The sequence below is a fragment of the Rhodanobacter sp. FW510-R10 genome (assembly GCF_058781105.1).
This window is the reverse complement of the sequence record NZ_JBYSWL010000002.1, coordinates 1-14,609: the sequence shown is the minus strand read 5'-3', so window position 1 is coordinate 14,609 and position 14,609 is coordinate 1. Positions and strand designations below refer to the sequence as shown.

General features: G+C 62.2%; 14 protein-coding genes. All 14 read left to right on the top strand.

Annotation, left to right across the window (positions count from 1 at the left end; all coding sequences use genetic code 11):
- Positions 1-128: 128 nt before the first annotated feature.
- Positions 129-542, top strand: coding sequence for a hypothetical protein (locus AC3WJB_RS15255; protein ID WP_153037861.1), 414 nt, complete (start codon positions 129-131; stop codon positions 540-542).
- 178 nt (positions 543-720) lie between these two features.
- On the top strand, positions 721-1,011 hold the full coding sequence (gene traL / locus AC3WJB_RS15250; protein ID WP_068098933.1) for a type IV conjugative transfer system protein TraL: 291 nt from the start codon (positions 721-723) through the stop codon (positions 1,009-1,011).
- Positions 1,008-1,622 carry a TraE/TraK family type IV conjugative transfer system protein gene (locus tag AC3WJB_RS15245; protein WP_068098935.1) on the top strand — a complete coding sequence of 205 codons (615 nt, stop codon included), beginning with the start codon at positions 1,008-1,010 and terminating at the stop codon, positions 1,620-1,622. The genes traL and AC3WJB_RS15245 overlap by 4 nt, the downstream gene beginning before the upstream one ends.
- Positions 1,623-1,654: 32 nt before the next feature.
- Positions 1,655-2,620 (top strand): hypothetical protein, encoded by a 966-nt coding sequence (locus AC3WJB_RS15240; protein WP_492683273.1) that lies wholly within the window; start codon positions 1,655-1,657, stop codon positions 2,618-2,620.
- 1 nt (position 2,621) lies between these two features.
- Entirely contained in the window at positions 2,622-3,905 is a 1,284-nt protein-coding gene (locus AC3WJB_RS15235) for a TraB/TrbI/VirB10 family type IV secretion system protein (protein ID WP_068098939.1), read from the top strand.
- 85 nt (positions 3,906-3,990) lie between these two features.
- The gene (locus AC3WJB_RS15230; protein ID WP_068098941.1) at positions 3,991-4,731 is read left to right on the top strand and encodes a TraV family lipoprotein; all 741 of its coding nucleotides are present in this window, start codon (positions 3,991-3,993) and stop codon (positions 4,729-4,731) included.
- 15 nt (positions 4,732-4,746) lie between these two features.
- Complete coding sequence (gene traA, locus AC3WJB_RS15225; RefSeq protein WP_235604435.1) at positions 4,747-5,124, top strand: TraA family conjugative transfer protein; 378 nt, start codon at positions 4,747-4,749, stop codon at positions 5,122-5,124.
- A 4-nt stretch (positions 5,125-5,128) separates the two neighbouring features.
- Positions 5,129-7,621, top strand: coding sequence for a type IV secretion system protein TraC (gene traC / locus AC3WJB_RS15220; RefSeq protein WP_068098943.1), 2,493 nt, complete (start codon positions 5,129-5,131; stop codon positions 7,619-7,621).
- Positions 7,618-8,001, top strand: coding sequence for a hypothetical protein (locus tag AC3WJB_RS15215; RefSeq protein WP_161487780.1), 384 nt, complete (start codon positions 7,618-7,620; stop codon positions 7,999-8,001). The genes traC and AC3WJB_RS15215 overlap by 4 nt, the downstream gene beginning before the upstream one ends.
- On the top strand, positions 7,985-8,509 hold the full coding sequence (locus AC3WJB_RS15210) for a S26 family signal peptidase (protein ID WP_161487781.1): 525 nt from the start codon (positions 7,985-7,987) through the stop codon (positions 8,507-8,509). Before AC3WJB_RS15215 ends, AC3WJB_RS15210 begins: the two co-directional genes overlap by 17 nt.
- A 17-nt stretch (positions 8,510-8,526) precedes the next feature.
- Positions 8,527-9,780 carry a TrbC family F-type conjugative pilus assembly protein gene (locus AC3WJB_RS15205; RefSeq protein WP_161487782.1) on the top strand — a complete coding sequence of 418 codons (1,254 nt, stop codon included), beginning with the start codon at positions 8,527-8,529 and terminating at the stop codon, positions 9,778-9,780.
- Between the two features lies 1 nt (position 9,781).
- The gene (locus AC3WJB_RS15200; protein ID WP_068098951.1) at positions 9,782-9,985 is read left to right on the top strand and encodes a carbon storage regulator; all 204 of its coding nucleotides are present in this window, start codon (positions 9,782-9,784) and stop codon (positions 9,983-9,985) included.
- A complete protein-coding gene (locus AC3WJB_RS15195) occupies positions 9,978-11,063 on the top strand; it encodes a TraU family protein (protein WP_492683270.1) in 1,086 nt (361 codons plus the stop codon). The genes AC3WJB_RS15200 and AC3WJB_RS15195 overlap by 8 nt, the downstream gene beginning before the upstream one ends.
- 67 nt (positions 11,064-11,130) lie before the next feature.
- Complete coding sequence (locus AC3WJB_RS15190) at positions 11,131-14,520, top strand: hypothetical protein (RefSeq protein ID WP_153037879.1); 3,390 nt, start codon at positions 11,131-11,133, stop codon at positions 14,518-14,520.
- Positions 14,521-14,609 lie beyond the last annotated feature (89 nt).

The following is a 14,609-nucleotide window of genomic DNA, read 5'->3' as shown; positions in this document are numbered from 1 at the left end:
AAAGGCCGCACCTGTCCCTTGAGACAGGCCACACGATCAGCGCACTTTCGCCCGTGCGCCATTTGGCGGTTCTTCCCGCCAAATGGCGGAAGAACCATTTCCCTCGTCTTTTCGTCAGGAGATCTGGCATGGTTCTTTTGTCCAATGTTTTTACCCTCGTCGGTTTCTGTCTCCTTGGCTATTTTCTGAGCCGAACGCGCGCCCGTCGTCGATCCAAAGTTGTCCCGCCTCCGCTTCCGGCAGCCAGCAAGACGGCAATATTGGACGTCGTTGCAGAAGGTTGGGAGCCGATGTCGAGCCGCGAGCTCTTCGTCAAACTCGGGATACCCGATGGCCTGGTCATGGCCGAGTACCCACTGTCCAGCAAGTCTCTGTTCGAGGCGCTGGGTATGCCGGACGGATACCCAGTTCTACCCGAAACCGAGCCCGTGGCGGTACAGCCTGCCATGGAGGTCTCGGTGGACCTTCCGCCGGAGATCCTCCGCGAGGAGGAGCCACTCCAACCCTGGGAGATCGCGTACGCCGAAAACGCCGACGCCTAATACGCCCAGCCACACCAATCAAAGCCGGATCCCCTTGGGGACCGGCTTTTTCTTTGCCTGCTCGTCTTGTGCCGACTCAGGTGCGCCGAAACGAGCCACGCAGGAGGGTGCGTTTCGAGCGTCCATATGGAGACGTTGACCGTACCTTGTCCGCTCCTACGCTTGGAGCAATGTCCCCATGGAACGTGTTTCGCTTCCGCGCCACGTCGACGCACCACAGCGGTTCCTGTTGTGGACCGTTGACCAGGCCATCCCCTTTCTCGTGATGGTCGGCTTCGGCATCTTTCTCAACATGCTGATGCTGTCAGTCATCGCAGGCCTCACCGTAAGCTGGTACTTCAACCGGTACAAAGAGTCCCGCTCGGACGGTTTCATCAAGCACATGTTTTGGTGGTACGGGTTGGCCCACATGGGTTCGAAAATACGCTCTGCGGTCAACCCCTTCATGCGGAGGATCTTCCCCGCATGAAACTCGCGACTTACCTTGCCAGCTGGGATGCGACCCGCCTGGAGAACCGCTTCGGCCGGTTCGTGATGGTCCTGCTGTCCGCCTCTACCTTGCTCCTAGCCATCTTCGTCATGAATAAGGATCCGATCATCGTCGAGATCCCGCCCGGCCTTACGGACAAGGGCACCGTCATGGTGGATGACGCCAGCGACGCGGTGAAGGAATCGTGGGCGATGTACTTCGCCGATCAGCTCGGCAATGTCACTCCCCGTACGGCGGATTTCGTCGACAAGAAGCTCGCGCGGCACTTGTCTACTTCAATCAGCACGCAGGTCCGTGCGCTCATCGCCGCCCAGGCGAAAGAAGTCAAGGACGAGCAGGTGACGATCCAGTTCAGTCCGACCGATGTGTTCTCGCTCCCGGACGACACCGTCGTCGTGACCGGTGAGTACGCGATCCGTGGACTTCGGCAGGACGAGCGCCGCTTCGTTCAGACCTTCGAGTTCGGAATCCGAGTGCGCAACTACCACGTCGTGATGACGAGCCTCGATGCCTATGAGGGCCCGTGGCGGCCCTTGGATGAGCGTCAGAAGAAGGCCGCGGCCATCGCCGCTCGCGAAAAGAACAAATAAGGAGAGCAAGGATGCAAATGTCCTGCAGCAAAATGATCCTCACCCTCGCCGCGATCGCGGCTTCGACAATCGCCACCGCGCAGGTGACGCCCGGCCTTCCGGTGCAACCGCTGCATCCGCCGGCATCGACACAAGCCGCCCAAGTAGCAACGACCCATCAGCCTGGCCTGACCCAACAGGAGCAACAGGCTGTCGCGAGCTTGACTGGACCCGCACCGCAGGGTTCGGTTGCATCGCGGCCTTCGAGCATCAAGCCTCCGCCGCCGACGCTCACTGTTAAACCCGGGGTGACCACGGTCTTCGGCATCGCACGCTCGCAGACCAATCGACTCGTCGTCCCTTTCAGGACGCCAACCGTAAAGACGTCCAGTTCGGCTGACATCAGCGTCGACCCGGCCGGCGTGGTCTACGTGAAATCGGACTCGAGCGAGCCCGTCTCGATGTTCATCTACGACAAGCCCGATCCGACCACTGCCGTGTCGGTCTCGATGGTGCCGGCCGACATCCCGCCTGTCAGCGTGCATCTGCGCGTGCCCGAATACTACCCGCGCGCAAATGTTGCACCGGAAGTTATCCGTCAGGGTGACCGCTCGACAGCGAAAGGTTGGGAAACCGATCAGCCCTTCACGGACACCGTGAAGGACCTCTTCCGGTCGCTCGCACTTGGCAAGGTTCCCGACGGTTATTCGTTAGGCCGGCCCGATACCGGCTCCATCGCCAGCGCACGCTGCAGCATGCCTGGGCTATCCGTCGAGCCGCTGCAGCTCATGACCGGCTTCAACATGTTGGTCGTGGTATCGCGCGTCACGAACCTCCAGCCCGTCACCGCAGACGTCGTGGAAACCGGGTGCAGCGGCGATGACGTCATCGCAGCCGCGGCTTGGCCGGCGGTCCGTTTGAAACCTGGTCAAGCAACCGAATTGTACGTGGCCATCCGCGCGCCGGCCGAAGATCCTGGGAGTGAGTCGCGCCCGGTTCTCGTCAAGGAGAGTCGCTGACATGGTAGCGAACATTAAACAGCGTTGGGCGGGACTCAGCAGCACGCACAAGCAGTACGTCGTGTGGGGTGTCGGCATCCTGATGCTGATGGCCCTCGGAACCTTCATCTTCGGTTCGCCGTCTACGAAGAGCCACGCGCCGAGCGCGGTAAAGTCCCGCATGGCGAACGAGTTGATGCCTGCCGGTGCCGCGCGCGACCTGGGGGTAAGCAGTCTCGCTACCGGTCTGCAGGAGCAGGCTCGGGACCAGAAGCAGCTTTTTCAGTCGGTGGATCGGCTTCGCCAGCAGCAGGAGGCGCAGAAGCGTCAGGGCCAGACGGGCGCCGAGCGAGACAGTGCGCAGCGCACTCAGGACGAGCTCGAGGATCTACGTAAGCAGATTCAGGCGCTCCAGCAAGGGAGTGCCAGCGGTGTGTCGCAGGCGCCAGTTGTGCCGTCTGCACCGAATCAGGGTGACCTGGCTCCGATGGCGGGAAGCGCGCAGGCGTCGTCGTTCCGCTCATCTGGCGCGTCCAGCGGAGCAATCCGCGAGATTGGGGTGGCCCAGCAGACTGCTTCCGTGTCCGCAGATGCGCTCGATGCGTCGGCACGTCCAGCCGTCCCTTCCGTACCGGGTAGCGCTCCAACGCGGTCTGGCGTCAAGAACGACCGGCTGCCCGACGACAAGGTGCCAACCCAGTATCTTCCGTCCGGCTCGATGATGCAGGTAGTGAGCATCACAGGCATGGACGCGCCGACCGGCAGGCAGGCGATGAAGGATCCGTTGCCTATGCTCTTTCGCGTGAAGGCGTCGGCGGTGTTGCCCAACCGCTATCGCGCGGACGTGCGCGAATGCTTCGTGGTCGCCTCGGGTCACGGTGACCTGGCCAGTGAGCGTGCCTATCTGCGCTCGACGACCATCTCCTGCGTCCGGGCCGACAAGAAAGTCATCGACGTCCCGGTCGAAATGGTCGCCATTGGTCCCGACGGCAAGGCAGGTATCCGTGGCCGCTTGGTGAGCAAGCAGGGACAGGTGATCGCAAAGGCTGCGGCCGCCGGCGTGATGCAGAGTATTGGGCAGGCATTCAGCGGTAGCAACTACCGCATGAACTTCGGCGCAGACAACGTCGACTACGGGACGGCGCTGCAGCAAGGGGCCGGCGGCGGCGTGGGATCGGCGTTCGATCGCATTGCGAAGTACTACCTGGACATGGCCGACCAGATGTTCCCCGTAGTCGAAGTTGATGCCGGACAGAAGGTCACGTTCATGCTGGTGAAGGGCGCCCAGATGGGTGTCGTCAAGTAATGCGAAACGCGCCCCGGTAACCCCCTCGTTTTTCGGCTTCGCGCCGTTTGGACTCGCCCATGATGGCGACGTCAAGGAGACACGCATGTCCGTCATTCGCAACATCTCATTCGCCTCTCTCGCCATGGCGCTGCTCGCCGGTTGCGCAGCCACCGGCGGAAGCAAGTTCGCCTGCCCGAATCCGACGGGCGTCACGTGCATGAGCCCCATGGATGTGTACCAGGCGACCAACCACGCCGACGAGGTCAAGGGCGTCGATCCGAAGGAGGCGGCAAGACTGTCTCGCGAGGGTCGTTCGGCGGGAAAAGTTGCGGGAGCTGAGCCGGCGCAGGCCTCCGTCGTTGCTTCGCCGGCACGAGATCGCGCGCAAGTAGTCAGGTCCCGTCCCGTGCTATCTGCGGCGTCCGCGCCGCGAGGGCCGGTTCCGCCGGCAACGTTGGCGGTGGATGGTGACACGTTGGCGGTGGTCTCGCCTGCGGCGGCAATCGTGCGCGCCACCGATGCGGCGCCAGCGCGAACGCGCTCGCGCCAGGAGGTTCCGGCGCTTGGCGCCGATGGTTCGCCGGATGCGTTCCGGAAAGCCGCAAAGATCATGCGGATCTACGTACGTCCCTGGGAGGACGACGCGGGCGATCTGCACATGAGTGGATTCATATACACGGAGATTGAGCCGCGGAAGTGGTCGGTCGCGCAGCGCGTGTCCGACGACTCCAGTCTGTTCCGTCTTCTTGGAGCACCCGGTAAGGACGCGGCGCAGGACGCATCGGCTGGCGTTGGTAAAGCCACTCCGACGGCACACCGCACGGGATCAGATGGTGGCGAATAACCAAGGATTTTTGACATGAACGCAATGACCATCAACCCGGCGCACGCCGATTCCGAAACCCTCGAGTCGACGCCGGCAAAGAAGCTGTCCCGCACCGACCGCGCGACGTTGTTCGTCTCCGAGTACGGCCTGCTGATTGTGTTGCTGCTCGTGGTCAGCGCTACCGCTTCCGCCGGTACCGACGGGTCCGAGTTCCAGGAAATTTACGACAAGATCCGCAACTGGCTCGAAGGCACGCTGGGCAAGGTGCTGGCCGTCTCCGCCTTCGGCGTCGGCATGGGCATCGGCATCGTGAAGCAGTCGCTGATGGCTCTGGCCATCGGTATTGGCTTCGCGGCGGTTCTCGCTTACGCGCCGAAGATCATCGACACGATCTTCTCCTTCGCCATCTAGCGCGATGGTTTGGGCCGGCCCGTTCTGGGCCGGCCCTCTTTACGACTATTCCCACAGGATTGGAGGGCACGTGCCTAGTTACGCTGAGCGCCAGGAGGCGCTGATTCGCCAGTTTGGCGTCGTTCACGCTTTTGACGAGGACGAGGGCCTCTTTGTCATCTCCCCCGATCGCATCGGCTTCGGTGCGATCTCGGCGCCGCTGTCCGGCATCGACACGTCAACCATGGAAGCGTTGAACACGCTCCTCAACGTTCCGTTTCCGACTGGCGCGCTATTGCAGGTGATGCACTACGCCTCGCCCGACATCGAGTCCACGATCTGGGACTTCAACGAGCTGCGCAAGCACGAGCAAGAGCCAACTCTTCGCATGATGTCGGCCGAGCGAGTGCGCTACTTGCGTGAGCTGACCCTGGAGCCCGCTGGCCAGGTTGCCGGCGCGCGCTTGCGCCAGCTGCAAGTGATCATCTGCGTGTCAATTCCGCACGGTAGCGGCCCGATGAGCGATGCGGAGCTGCAAAAGACCCGCGAGCTGCGCCAGAACTTTGAGGCGGCACTGAAGGCCATTCGACTCCCCTTCGGTCGCCTGTCGAATCGCCGCTACGTGCGGTTCATGGAGACGCTCCTCAACCACAGTCCGCAGGCGATCTGGCGCCGAACCGCCGTGGCCGAGTGCGAAGATGACGTGTTGCTGTGCAATCAGATCCTCGATCCGGATACCGCTATCGAGTATGGTGCCGACGCGATCAGGCTCGGCGAACACGCGCATGTGCGCGTCATGAGCGTGAAGCGGTATCCCGACTCGCTGTTTCCGGGGATGGCCCAGTACTACATGGGCGACATCATGCGTGGCACCAAGGCCATGCGCGACCCGGTGCTCTACACGGTCAACATCCTGTATCCGGATCACGAGTCCCGCCGCAGCACGCTGACCAACGATTTTGGCTGGGCCACCAAGAACGCAAGTGGGCCGCTTGCTCGCTTTGTGCCGGAGTACGGTCGGCGCGCTGAAAGCCTGCGGCTGATGGTCGAGGCCTTCGACAGCGGCGACAGAATCGTTTACGCCTACCTTGGCGCTGCGGTTTTCAGCCGTACCAACGACCTCGCCATCCAGGCTGCCGGTGACGTACAGGCGATGCTGCGGACCCTGGGCTTCCAGGCGATCCCTGACCGGTACGCGCTGCAGCCTCTATTTTCCCAGCTCCTGCCGTTTGCGGCAGAGGCGGCGATTCAGAAGTTTCTGACTCGGTACCGCACCTATGCGACGCGCCATGTCGTGCCGATGCTTCCCGTGATCGGCAGCTGGCGTGGCACGCGGCAGCCTTTGCTGACGCTCATCAGCCGTGACGGGCAACTGATGCCCTGGTCGCCTTACGACACGGACTCAAACAATAACTTCGTCATCGCAGCGAAGTCGGGCTCCGGCAAGAGCTTCATGGCCAACGCAATCGTCAGCAACTTCATGAGCGTGGGTGGTCGCGCCTGGATCATCGACAAGGGCTTCTCCTACAAGAAGACCTGTCTGGATCGCGGCGGCCAGTACATCGAGTTCGAGCCGGACTCGGACATCTGCATCAACCCGTTCTCCATCGTGAAGGTGTTCGAGGACGAGGTGGAGATCTTGCTGGGCATCCTGCAGATCATGGCCGCGCCGAAGGGCGGCTTCGACGAATACCAGAGCCCGGGCGTCCAGCGCGTACTGACCGAGCAGTGGGCTGTCCATCAGCATGCGCTCACCGTCGACCGTCTGGAGGAGGCGCTTCTGGCCGAGGGTGACACACGCCTGCAGGACGTTGGGCACCAGTTGTTCCCATTCACGTCAAAAGGCCAGTACGGACGCTACTTCAACGGTCCGTCCAACGTGAACCTGGACAACCGCCTCGTGGTGCTGGAACTGCAGCAGCTCACCGGCCGCCAGCACCTTCAGCGCGTGGTTCTGCTCCAGCTCATGTACCAAATCCAGCAGGGCATGGACAACCTGCCGGTCGAAATGCCGAAGGTGCTCCTGATCGACGAAGCTTTTAACCTGATCGCCACGGGTGAGACCAAGGACTTCATCATCAGTTGGTACCGTCAGCTGCGCAAGTTTGGCGCGGCCGCCGGCATCTGTACCCAGTCGGTCAACGACTTCTATCAGAACGAGGGCTCGGCGGCGATCATCGAGAACTCGGCGCACAAGCTGCTACTCGCGCAAGAGCGCGATTCGATCTCCCTGGCGAAGAAGAACGGTCGACTGTCCCTCTCGGAGGTCGAATACAGCCTCCTGGAAACCGTCCACACGGTGCAGGGTGAGTACTCCGAGATCCTCCTCGTTGGCCCGTTTGGCACCGGCATCGGCCGCCTGGTCGAGTCGCCCTTCAACACCCTGATGTTCTCCTCGCACGCCAAGGACAAGGCGGCCATCGCGAGCTACCAGCAGGCCGGTCTGTCGCTGGAGGACGCCATCTGGGCGGTGATACGCGATCGGAAGGGCGGTGACGCGCGGAGGTCTGCGGCATGAATACGGAACAGAGCAAGAGTGCGTCAAGAGCCTCGTGGGGACCGCTCCGCTGGGTTGTCGTGCTGGGCTGGCCCGTCGTGGTCGCCGCTGTGGCGCTACGGCTCGCCGGCGTGACTGGTCTGAGCGAGGAACTGGCCGAACGTCCGCGCATCGCCGTCCTCGATGTCCAGGGCGCTGTCCAGGCCAGCCTTCGTGCAGGCAGCACCGATGAGGATCTCAGTGCCGCTGTGGCGCGCGTGCAGGGGGCCGCAAGGCGCCTGCGTTCGGCCGGCTATGTGGTGCTGGATACGTCCTACGTATACGCCTTCCCGGCCGAGTATGAAGCTCGCCTGCCCGAACAGGAGAACGGGACGCGAGGTGGCCATGACGACCATCGCTAATCCGCCCAAGCCGCGCTGGAGCCGCGCCAAGGCGATCAATCTGACGTGTCTGGTGGCGATCGCCTGGATTGCCCTGATCGAGAGCGTGGGGGCGTTCGTCCACCTCGGTTACGACCCGCAGGTGACCCGGTGTCTTCCCTGGAGGGTCTACGCGATCAACCAGCAACGGCCGGACGTGGTGGAGGCGGGCCGGATCTACGTCTACCGGGCGCGCCACATCCCGCTTATGCGGGACGGCGCGTCCGTCATCAAATACGCCGCGGCGGTCGCTGGCGACCGCATCCATGTGGACAGCAAGGGCATTTCGATCAATGGACGGTACTGGGGGCCGCTCAATCCCTCGGTCATGGAAAAAGGAAACGTTGGCGTGAGTGATGTCACCAAGGACTACACGGTACCCGTCGGCCACGTGCTGATGCTCGGAACTGAGCCACGGTCATGGGATGGGCGGTACTGGGGCTTGCTCAAGACGTCCCAGATTTTTGCAAAGGCTCGTCCGCTATGGTGAGGAAGCAGTGGTTGTCGATGGCTGCCCTGGCGCTTCTCCTCCATGGTGGTCTGGCGTCGGCCCAGAGCGCGCCGGCCGCTGCTGCGTCGGTGAACGCGGCCGATCGCGTTGGGCTGGAGCGTGCCGCCGACGCCGTCGAGAATCCGGAGGCCTATGCTGGTTCAGGGTGGCAAGCGTCAGCCGATGCCGCGATCAAGGCGGAAAAAGACAAGCACGGCGAGGCGCTGAACGCGATCTCGGACAGCTCGCCGGACGCGATGCGCAAGGTCCTCTCGGACGCCGCGCGCACGATGAATCTGCCGTCTCCCGTGGCCTCGTCTGACAAGGCCTTCGCCGCACGGCCGAAGGAAATGCGGACGTACCGCATTTACGTGTCTCAGTCGATGGGCGAGGGCGGCTTGCGCGCGGCCATGGCCGTGGCGGCCGGACGCGACGACATGGTGCTGGTCCTGCGCGGCCCGCTCAAAGGTCAGACGGTCTCCCAGCTGCAGACCGTGCTCGGCGGCTTTGTGAAGGACCAGGCGGTGAAGCAAGAGCCGATCCCGAACATCGAGGTCGATCCGACCGTGTTCACTGACCACAAGGTCAGCTCCGTGCCGACACTCGAAAAGCTGGACGCCAGCGGCAACGTGGTGGCCAGCGTCCGCGGCGTGCTCGATCCGGCCTGGATTGACCGAGAGGTCGCAGGCGGCGCCAAGGGCGATCTTGGCGCGCACGGCCAAACCTACCCGGTGACCGAGATTGACCTCCTCGAAGCGTTCCAGCAGAAGGCGCGCGAGTTCGACTGGGAGACCTGGAAGACGAAGGCGGCCGAAAATTTCTGGAAGAAAACACGCTTCACGGAGTTGCCACGCGCAACGGTACGTCGCGTGCGCGAGATCGACCCGACCGTCGTGGTGCCCAAAGACATCGTTACGCCGGACGGCAAGGTAATCGCTCGTGCTGGCGATACGTTCAACCCGCTGGAGTCCATAGGATTCCACCAGACGTTGGTGATCTACGACGCCACTGACCCCGCGCAGGTTGCCTTCGCGCGCCAGGCCCTGGTCGATGCGCGGGGGGCCAAGGTCAAGCTGATCACGATCAGCGTGGACCGCGAGAAGGGCGCAGACGGATACGTGGACATGGAGATCGCCATGAACCATCCGGTCTACATGCTCAACAGTGCGGTGCGCGACGCGTTCCACCTTGAGCGGGTGCCGAGCACCGTGACGGCAACCAAGAATCGCTTTGTAGTGACTGAGGTGCCCATGCACCAGGGAGGGAAGTGACATGGCGTTGCTGTTGACGCGCAGGCGAGGGCAGGGCGTGACCGTGGAGATTCCGAAGGGCGATGGGACCGTCGATCGCATGCACCTCAAGTTCGTGCAGTTTCAGGGCGGCTCCTGCCGAGTCGTCTTCGATGCGCCCCAGCACATCACGATCGTCCGCGATGAGTTGATGGCGGACCCTATCGAGGAGCCGAAACGTGCATAAGGCCAACTCGCGATCCCTCATGGCACGCTGCCTGATGGCTCTCGGTCTGCTGCTCGGAAGTGTGACGGTGGCCTACGCCGAGGACACGGGCAACATCGCCGGCGCGTCGGGCGCCACGTGCCCTGACTCGAAGTTCTTTTCCGGCGCAATGATCAACAACGTCTGCTGGAAGTGCTTCTTCCCCATCAAGATCATGGGGATTCCAGTGGGCGGTGGCCAAACGCCGGACGACACGGCCGCGCCGTTCTGTATTTGTCCTGGCCGGACGATGGGCATTCCGTCCCCCGGCATTACGTTGGGCTACTGGCAGCCGCGTCATCTATTCGAGATGGTACGTCAGCCGTGGTGCAGCCCCGTATTCGGAAAGGCGCTGATCACAAAGAAGGCCAAGCTGGGCGTCACCGGCCTGGCCCGGTGGGGCGGCTACGAGCCCGGCGGGCAGCAGCATCATGAGTCAGAGGGCAGCTACTACAACTGGCACTGGTGGGCCTACCCGGTCAACATTCTGTTGGACTCGCTCATTGGCTCCGTGTGTACCGGCAAAGGCGGGTACGACATCGACATCATGTATCTGAGCGAGATCGACCCAACCTGGAACGATGACGAGCTGTCGTTCTACACAGCGCCGGAGTCGAAGCTGTTCGCCAATCCGATCGCGATCGCGGCGTGCGCGGCCGACGCGGTCGCATCCACGGTGTACAAGCCAATCCAGCTCCTGTTCTGGTGCGCCGGTACGTGGGGACATGCTTATCCATTGAGCGGTAACGTCGTGGACGACGACAGTCCGCCGCGAACGACTTCCCTACTGACTTTCCGCGCCATTAATGCGCTTCATCGCCGAACGCTAGCAAAAAAGAGTTACGGCAATAGCGCCGTCTGCCGCAACATGATTGAGCCGATCATACCGAAGCAGCAATACAAACTTCAGACGTTCTACCCCATGCCGGAAAAGCGTAGTAATCACTGGCTCGGAGCAAGCACGTTTGAATGGGGCGAGTGGCGCAATATCCCCGTAAAAGGAGAGGATTACGTCATTATGTCGTGGGAATATACGGAATGTTGTATGACGTTCTGGTGAGCAAATTTGTGGCTCATTAAAACGTAATGTAGCGTTTTATCAGGTTGTTGAATAGGGATTATCTTCTGTGCGTATTCCATCGTATCGTCTCATCGCCCTGACGCTCGCCGGCGCGCTTTTGTGCGCCGTGGGCGTTGGCGCGTCTGCTCAGGACACGCAGCCCACTGTGGCGCCTCTGACCAAGCAGGACACGACGACGGCGACGCAGAGCGCAACCAGCGACGGCGACACGCTGCTCGCAGCCAAACCGAACGTCGGCTACACCGAGGGTGGCGAGGCCGGTACCGGCGTGGCCAACATCAACGGCACGCAGATCGACATGAACCGCCTGGTGCCCGGCTCGACCACGGCAGACAAGGACTACGTCAAGAAGCTTCAGGATGCCAACAACCATCAGGACCTGCTCGACCTCAAGAAGACTTACGACGAGCAGGAAGCGCTCTCAGCCAAAGGCACCAGCGCGCTGGAGCAGGCCTCAAGCACCGTCGATGCCTCGGCGACCAACAAGGCTGTCACCAAGGCCGACGTCGCAAACGACGGCACGCTGACAGGTTCGCTCGATACCTTGGCCGATGCCCAGAACGGGAACGTTCTCGGCGAAGCGTTCTCGGACTGCAAGGACACCACTGTCGTCACGCCGGTGCAGAGCGAGGGTTACATCACCGACTACAAGACGTGCGAGAAGATACTGACCCCGATGGAGCAGGGTGAGGTATGCAAGCGCACTCGCGTCGGTACCGTTTCAATCCCGCGGCAGCCCGGGACCAAGACGGCAGAGCTACTCGTCGAGCAAGGAGCAACGGGCCAGGTCTGCACCCGGAAGACAACGGCGCACTATTACCGCGACACGCTCCACCAGACGCGCGATGGCGACCTCAACATCACGACGGAAACGGGCGGGCTTTCGTGCCGGCGAATTATGAGCGCGAGCTCGTCCAATGCGACGACGACGGGGACTGCGCAAGGTGATTTGCCGATAAGCACGGAAATGGGTGGGCTTTCGTGCACGAGGACGATAAGTGTCACTGGCTCGGTTTCTGAGGCCAACGCTTTCTACATGGTACTTGGAAACTTGCAGGGTATTGGCGTTCCTGGTCAGGTAGGCAAGGTGACCAATAAGTCTGTAGACATGTCGGTTTACGATGCGTTTTTTAATACAACCCCCGTGCCCGCAGGGACCGTCTTCACGAAGTATCTTCTTAATCATGACCCGGGCGTCTCGGTAACCAATATCACTCTCAGCGGTTCGGTTGTCAGATGGACGGAAAAGATCCTTACCCAATACAACAATGGCTACAGCTTTTCTCTCTATTACGACGTGGGTTCCGTTCAAGCCACGGTGGGCGACAGTGGTAACTGCGGAGACCCGGGTAGTTCGCAGTGCCCAACGAGATGGTCTTGCAGCGCATCGGCGCCCTACGTCGTAAATGGGCAGACGGTCACCACGGCACTTGCTCAGAGTAAAGCGCCGCTGTATCCCGGAGCTTCCTCGACATGCGTCGTGGCGGCGTTGAACCGCACGTGCGGCGGCACAGCCTCAATGGGCTCGTCCATCTCGATCGGCGACAAGGTGCCGACTGGGGCGACCTACGGGCAGTTCACGCCCGCGGGCCGCACTAGCCTTGGCGAGGCGCTCTTCAACTTCGTTTTGCCCGTCGCGCAGGCTGGTGAAGTCAGTGCGATACGGGTGACGAACTTCCAGTGGACGGTCACCAATCCACAGCCAGGCGTGACGGTCACGCTTACCCAGACACCGACGCAGGCGAACGGATGGGTGGCCGGGTTCTCCGTCTCCCGAACCAACTTTACCTACGTCCCTCAGAAGCCACATATTGTGATGACGTGGAGTGTCACCACGTCCACGACCGACGTGGGTGTCGGTGACACGGGCAACTGTGCGGACACTGGCAGTACCGCGTGCCCGACCAAATGGACTTGTACACAGAATGCGCCGACCACGATCAACGGGCTGGCTGTGTCTGCGAGCTTGGCGTCGACCAAGGCTCCTCTCTTCCCCGGCGCGCCGAACACCTGTGTGGTCGGCGAGCTGAATCGCGTCTGCAACGGATCGTCGACCATCGGCACCAGCATCGGTATCGGTGACCTGTTGCCGGCCGGCACGACGGCGATTTCGGCGTTCAATTGGTACGTGACCAATCCCGACTCGAACCTTTCGGTAGGCCTGGTCTCCGCCCCAACGCTGCAGAACGGATGGACCGCCACGTTCAACGTCACCCGCAAGTACACCGGCAACGGCGCTCCGACGCCAGCGAAGCCCCACATCCACATGACGTGGGACGTGCTGAGCGAGCAGAAGATTTCCACGGGGACGGTGGACGCAGGTGACTGCAACGCTTCGCCAGAGAGCCCCAGCTGCAAGATGGTGTGGACGTGCACAAAGAAGGCACCAGGAACGACGGACGACGGCATCCCGCTGACCTACAGCGACATCATCTCCACCGGGCGGGGCGAGCTCTACCCGGGCGAGGGCAACACTTGCATCAATGCCGAATACGACCAGGTGTGCTCCGGCACCGGCGGCAAGCGGACGTCCGTGTCGATCGCGGACCAAGTGCTGCCCATCACACGCCAGCTCTACAACTTCAAGTGGGTTGTGTCGCTCCCGATCACCGGCGTCACCGTCACGATGGTGCAGGCGCCTAGCTACGAGAACGGTTGGATCGCAGTATTCGAGACGACGCGCACCTCATGGGCAGTCGAACCGCCCGGCCAGCCGAAGGTCACGCTGACCTGGGATATGGACGGCAACCCGGTCTATGGCTTCGAGATCAAGGACACCGGCAATTGTGACTTGAAAGGCGATTCGTTCTGCCGCGTGTACTGGACGTGCGACACCCGAGCACCCGTGACGGTCGCCGGCGGCGTCATTCCGGCAGAGGTCGTTATGCAGCAGCCACCGTTGTTCGACGGGGACGGTGGTACGTGCATGGTGGCCACGCTTCACTACGACTGTCAGGGCATTACCCAGACCGAGGGCACGGTGTGCTGGGATGACGATGACGGGACGCGGCATTGCGTCGAGGCCCCGCCCCAGGGATCCGGTTCACCTGACTCCTGCGCGGACCTGGAGAACGATCCGACCTGCAAGCTTCAGTCGACCGACTGCGCAGACGGCGGGCGTGGCTCGAACGGCTTCTGCTACATCGAAACGAGCCAGTACGCCTGCACAAAGGGCGTGCCCGTCACCGACCACACCGTCACCGAGGTGACCACGTGCTCGGGCAACCAGGCTTGCCTGGACGGTTCGTGCACGTCACCGGACAAGAAGGATGAGCAGTCCTATTCGCGCAATAAATCGCTGGCGACGCAGGCCAAGGCCAACACGGTCCTGACCGACTGGCAGTACACCGGCGCGCCGACGGGCCAGTCGGCCACCCAATCCACAACTACCCAGTCCGTCGACTCGTCGCTGATTCCCGGTTGGGCCAACCCGTAGGAGGCGGGAAGGAAATGAAGAAGATCATCAGGAAGTTCGCCGGGATCGTGACCGGCCTGGCCCTAGCCGGCCTCGCCTACGGGCAGTCC

Excerpts from the sequence above, each read along its gene's own strand:
- AC3WJB_RS15255 (WP_153037861.1), top strand. The coding sequence starts at position 129 with ATGGTTCTTTTGTCCAATGTTTTTACCCTCGTCGGTTTCTGTCTCCTT.
- traL (WP_068098933.1), top strand. The coding sequence starts at position 721 with ATGGAACGTGTTTCGCTTCCGCGCCACGTCGACGCACCACAGCGGTTC.
- AC3WJB_RS15245 (WP_068098935.1), top strand. The coding sequence starts at position 1,008 with ATGAAACTCGCGACTTACCTTGCCAGCTGGGATGCGACCCGCCTGGAG.
- AC3WJB_RS15240 (WP_492683273.1), top strand. The coding sequence starts at position 1,655 with ATGATCCTCACCCTCGCCGCGATCGCGGCTTCGACAATCGCCACCGCG.
- AC3WJB_RS15235 (WP_068098939.1), top strand. The coding sequence starts at position 2,622 with ATGGTAGCGAACATTAAACAGCGTTGGGCGGGACTCAGCAGCACGCAC.
- AC3WJB_RS15230 (WP_068098941.1), top strand. The coding sequence starts at position 3,991 with ATGTCCGTCATTCGCAACATCTCATTCGCCTCTCTCGCCATGGCGCTG.
- traA (WP_235604435.1), top strand. The coding sequence starts at position 4,747 with ATGAACGCAATGACCATCAACCCGGCGCACGCCGATTCCGAAACCCTC.
- traC (WP_068098943.1), top strand. The coding sequence starts at position 5,129 with ATGGTTTGGGCCGGCCCGTTCTGGGCCGGCCCTCTTTACGACTATTCC.
- AC3WJB_RS15215 (WP_161487780.1), top strand. The coding sequence starts at position 7,618 with ATGAATACGGAACAGAGCAAGAGTGCGTCAAGAGCCTCGTGGGGACCG.
- AC3WJB_RS15210 (WP_161487781.1), top strand. The coding sequence starts at position 7,985 with ATGACGACCATCGCTAATCCGCCCAAGCCGCGCTGGAGCCGCGCCAAG.
- AC3WJB_RS15205 (WP_161487782.1), top strand. The coding sequence starts at position 8,527 with ATGGCTGCCCTGGCGCTTCTCCTCCATGGTGGTCTGGCGTCGGCCCAG.
- AC3WJB_RS15200 (WP_068098951.1), top strand. The coding sequence starts at position 9,782 with ATGGCGTTGCTGTTGACGCGCAGGCGAGGGCAGGGCGTGACCGTGGAG.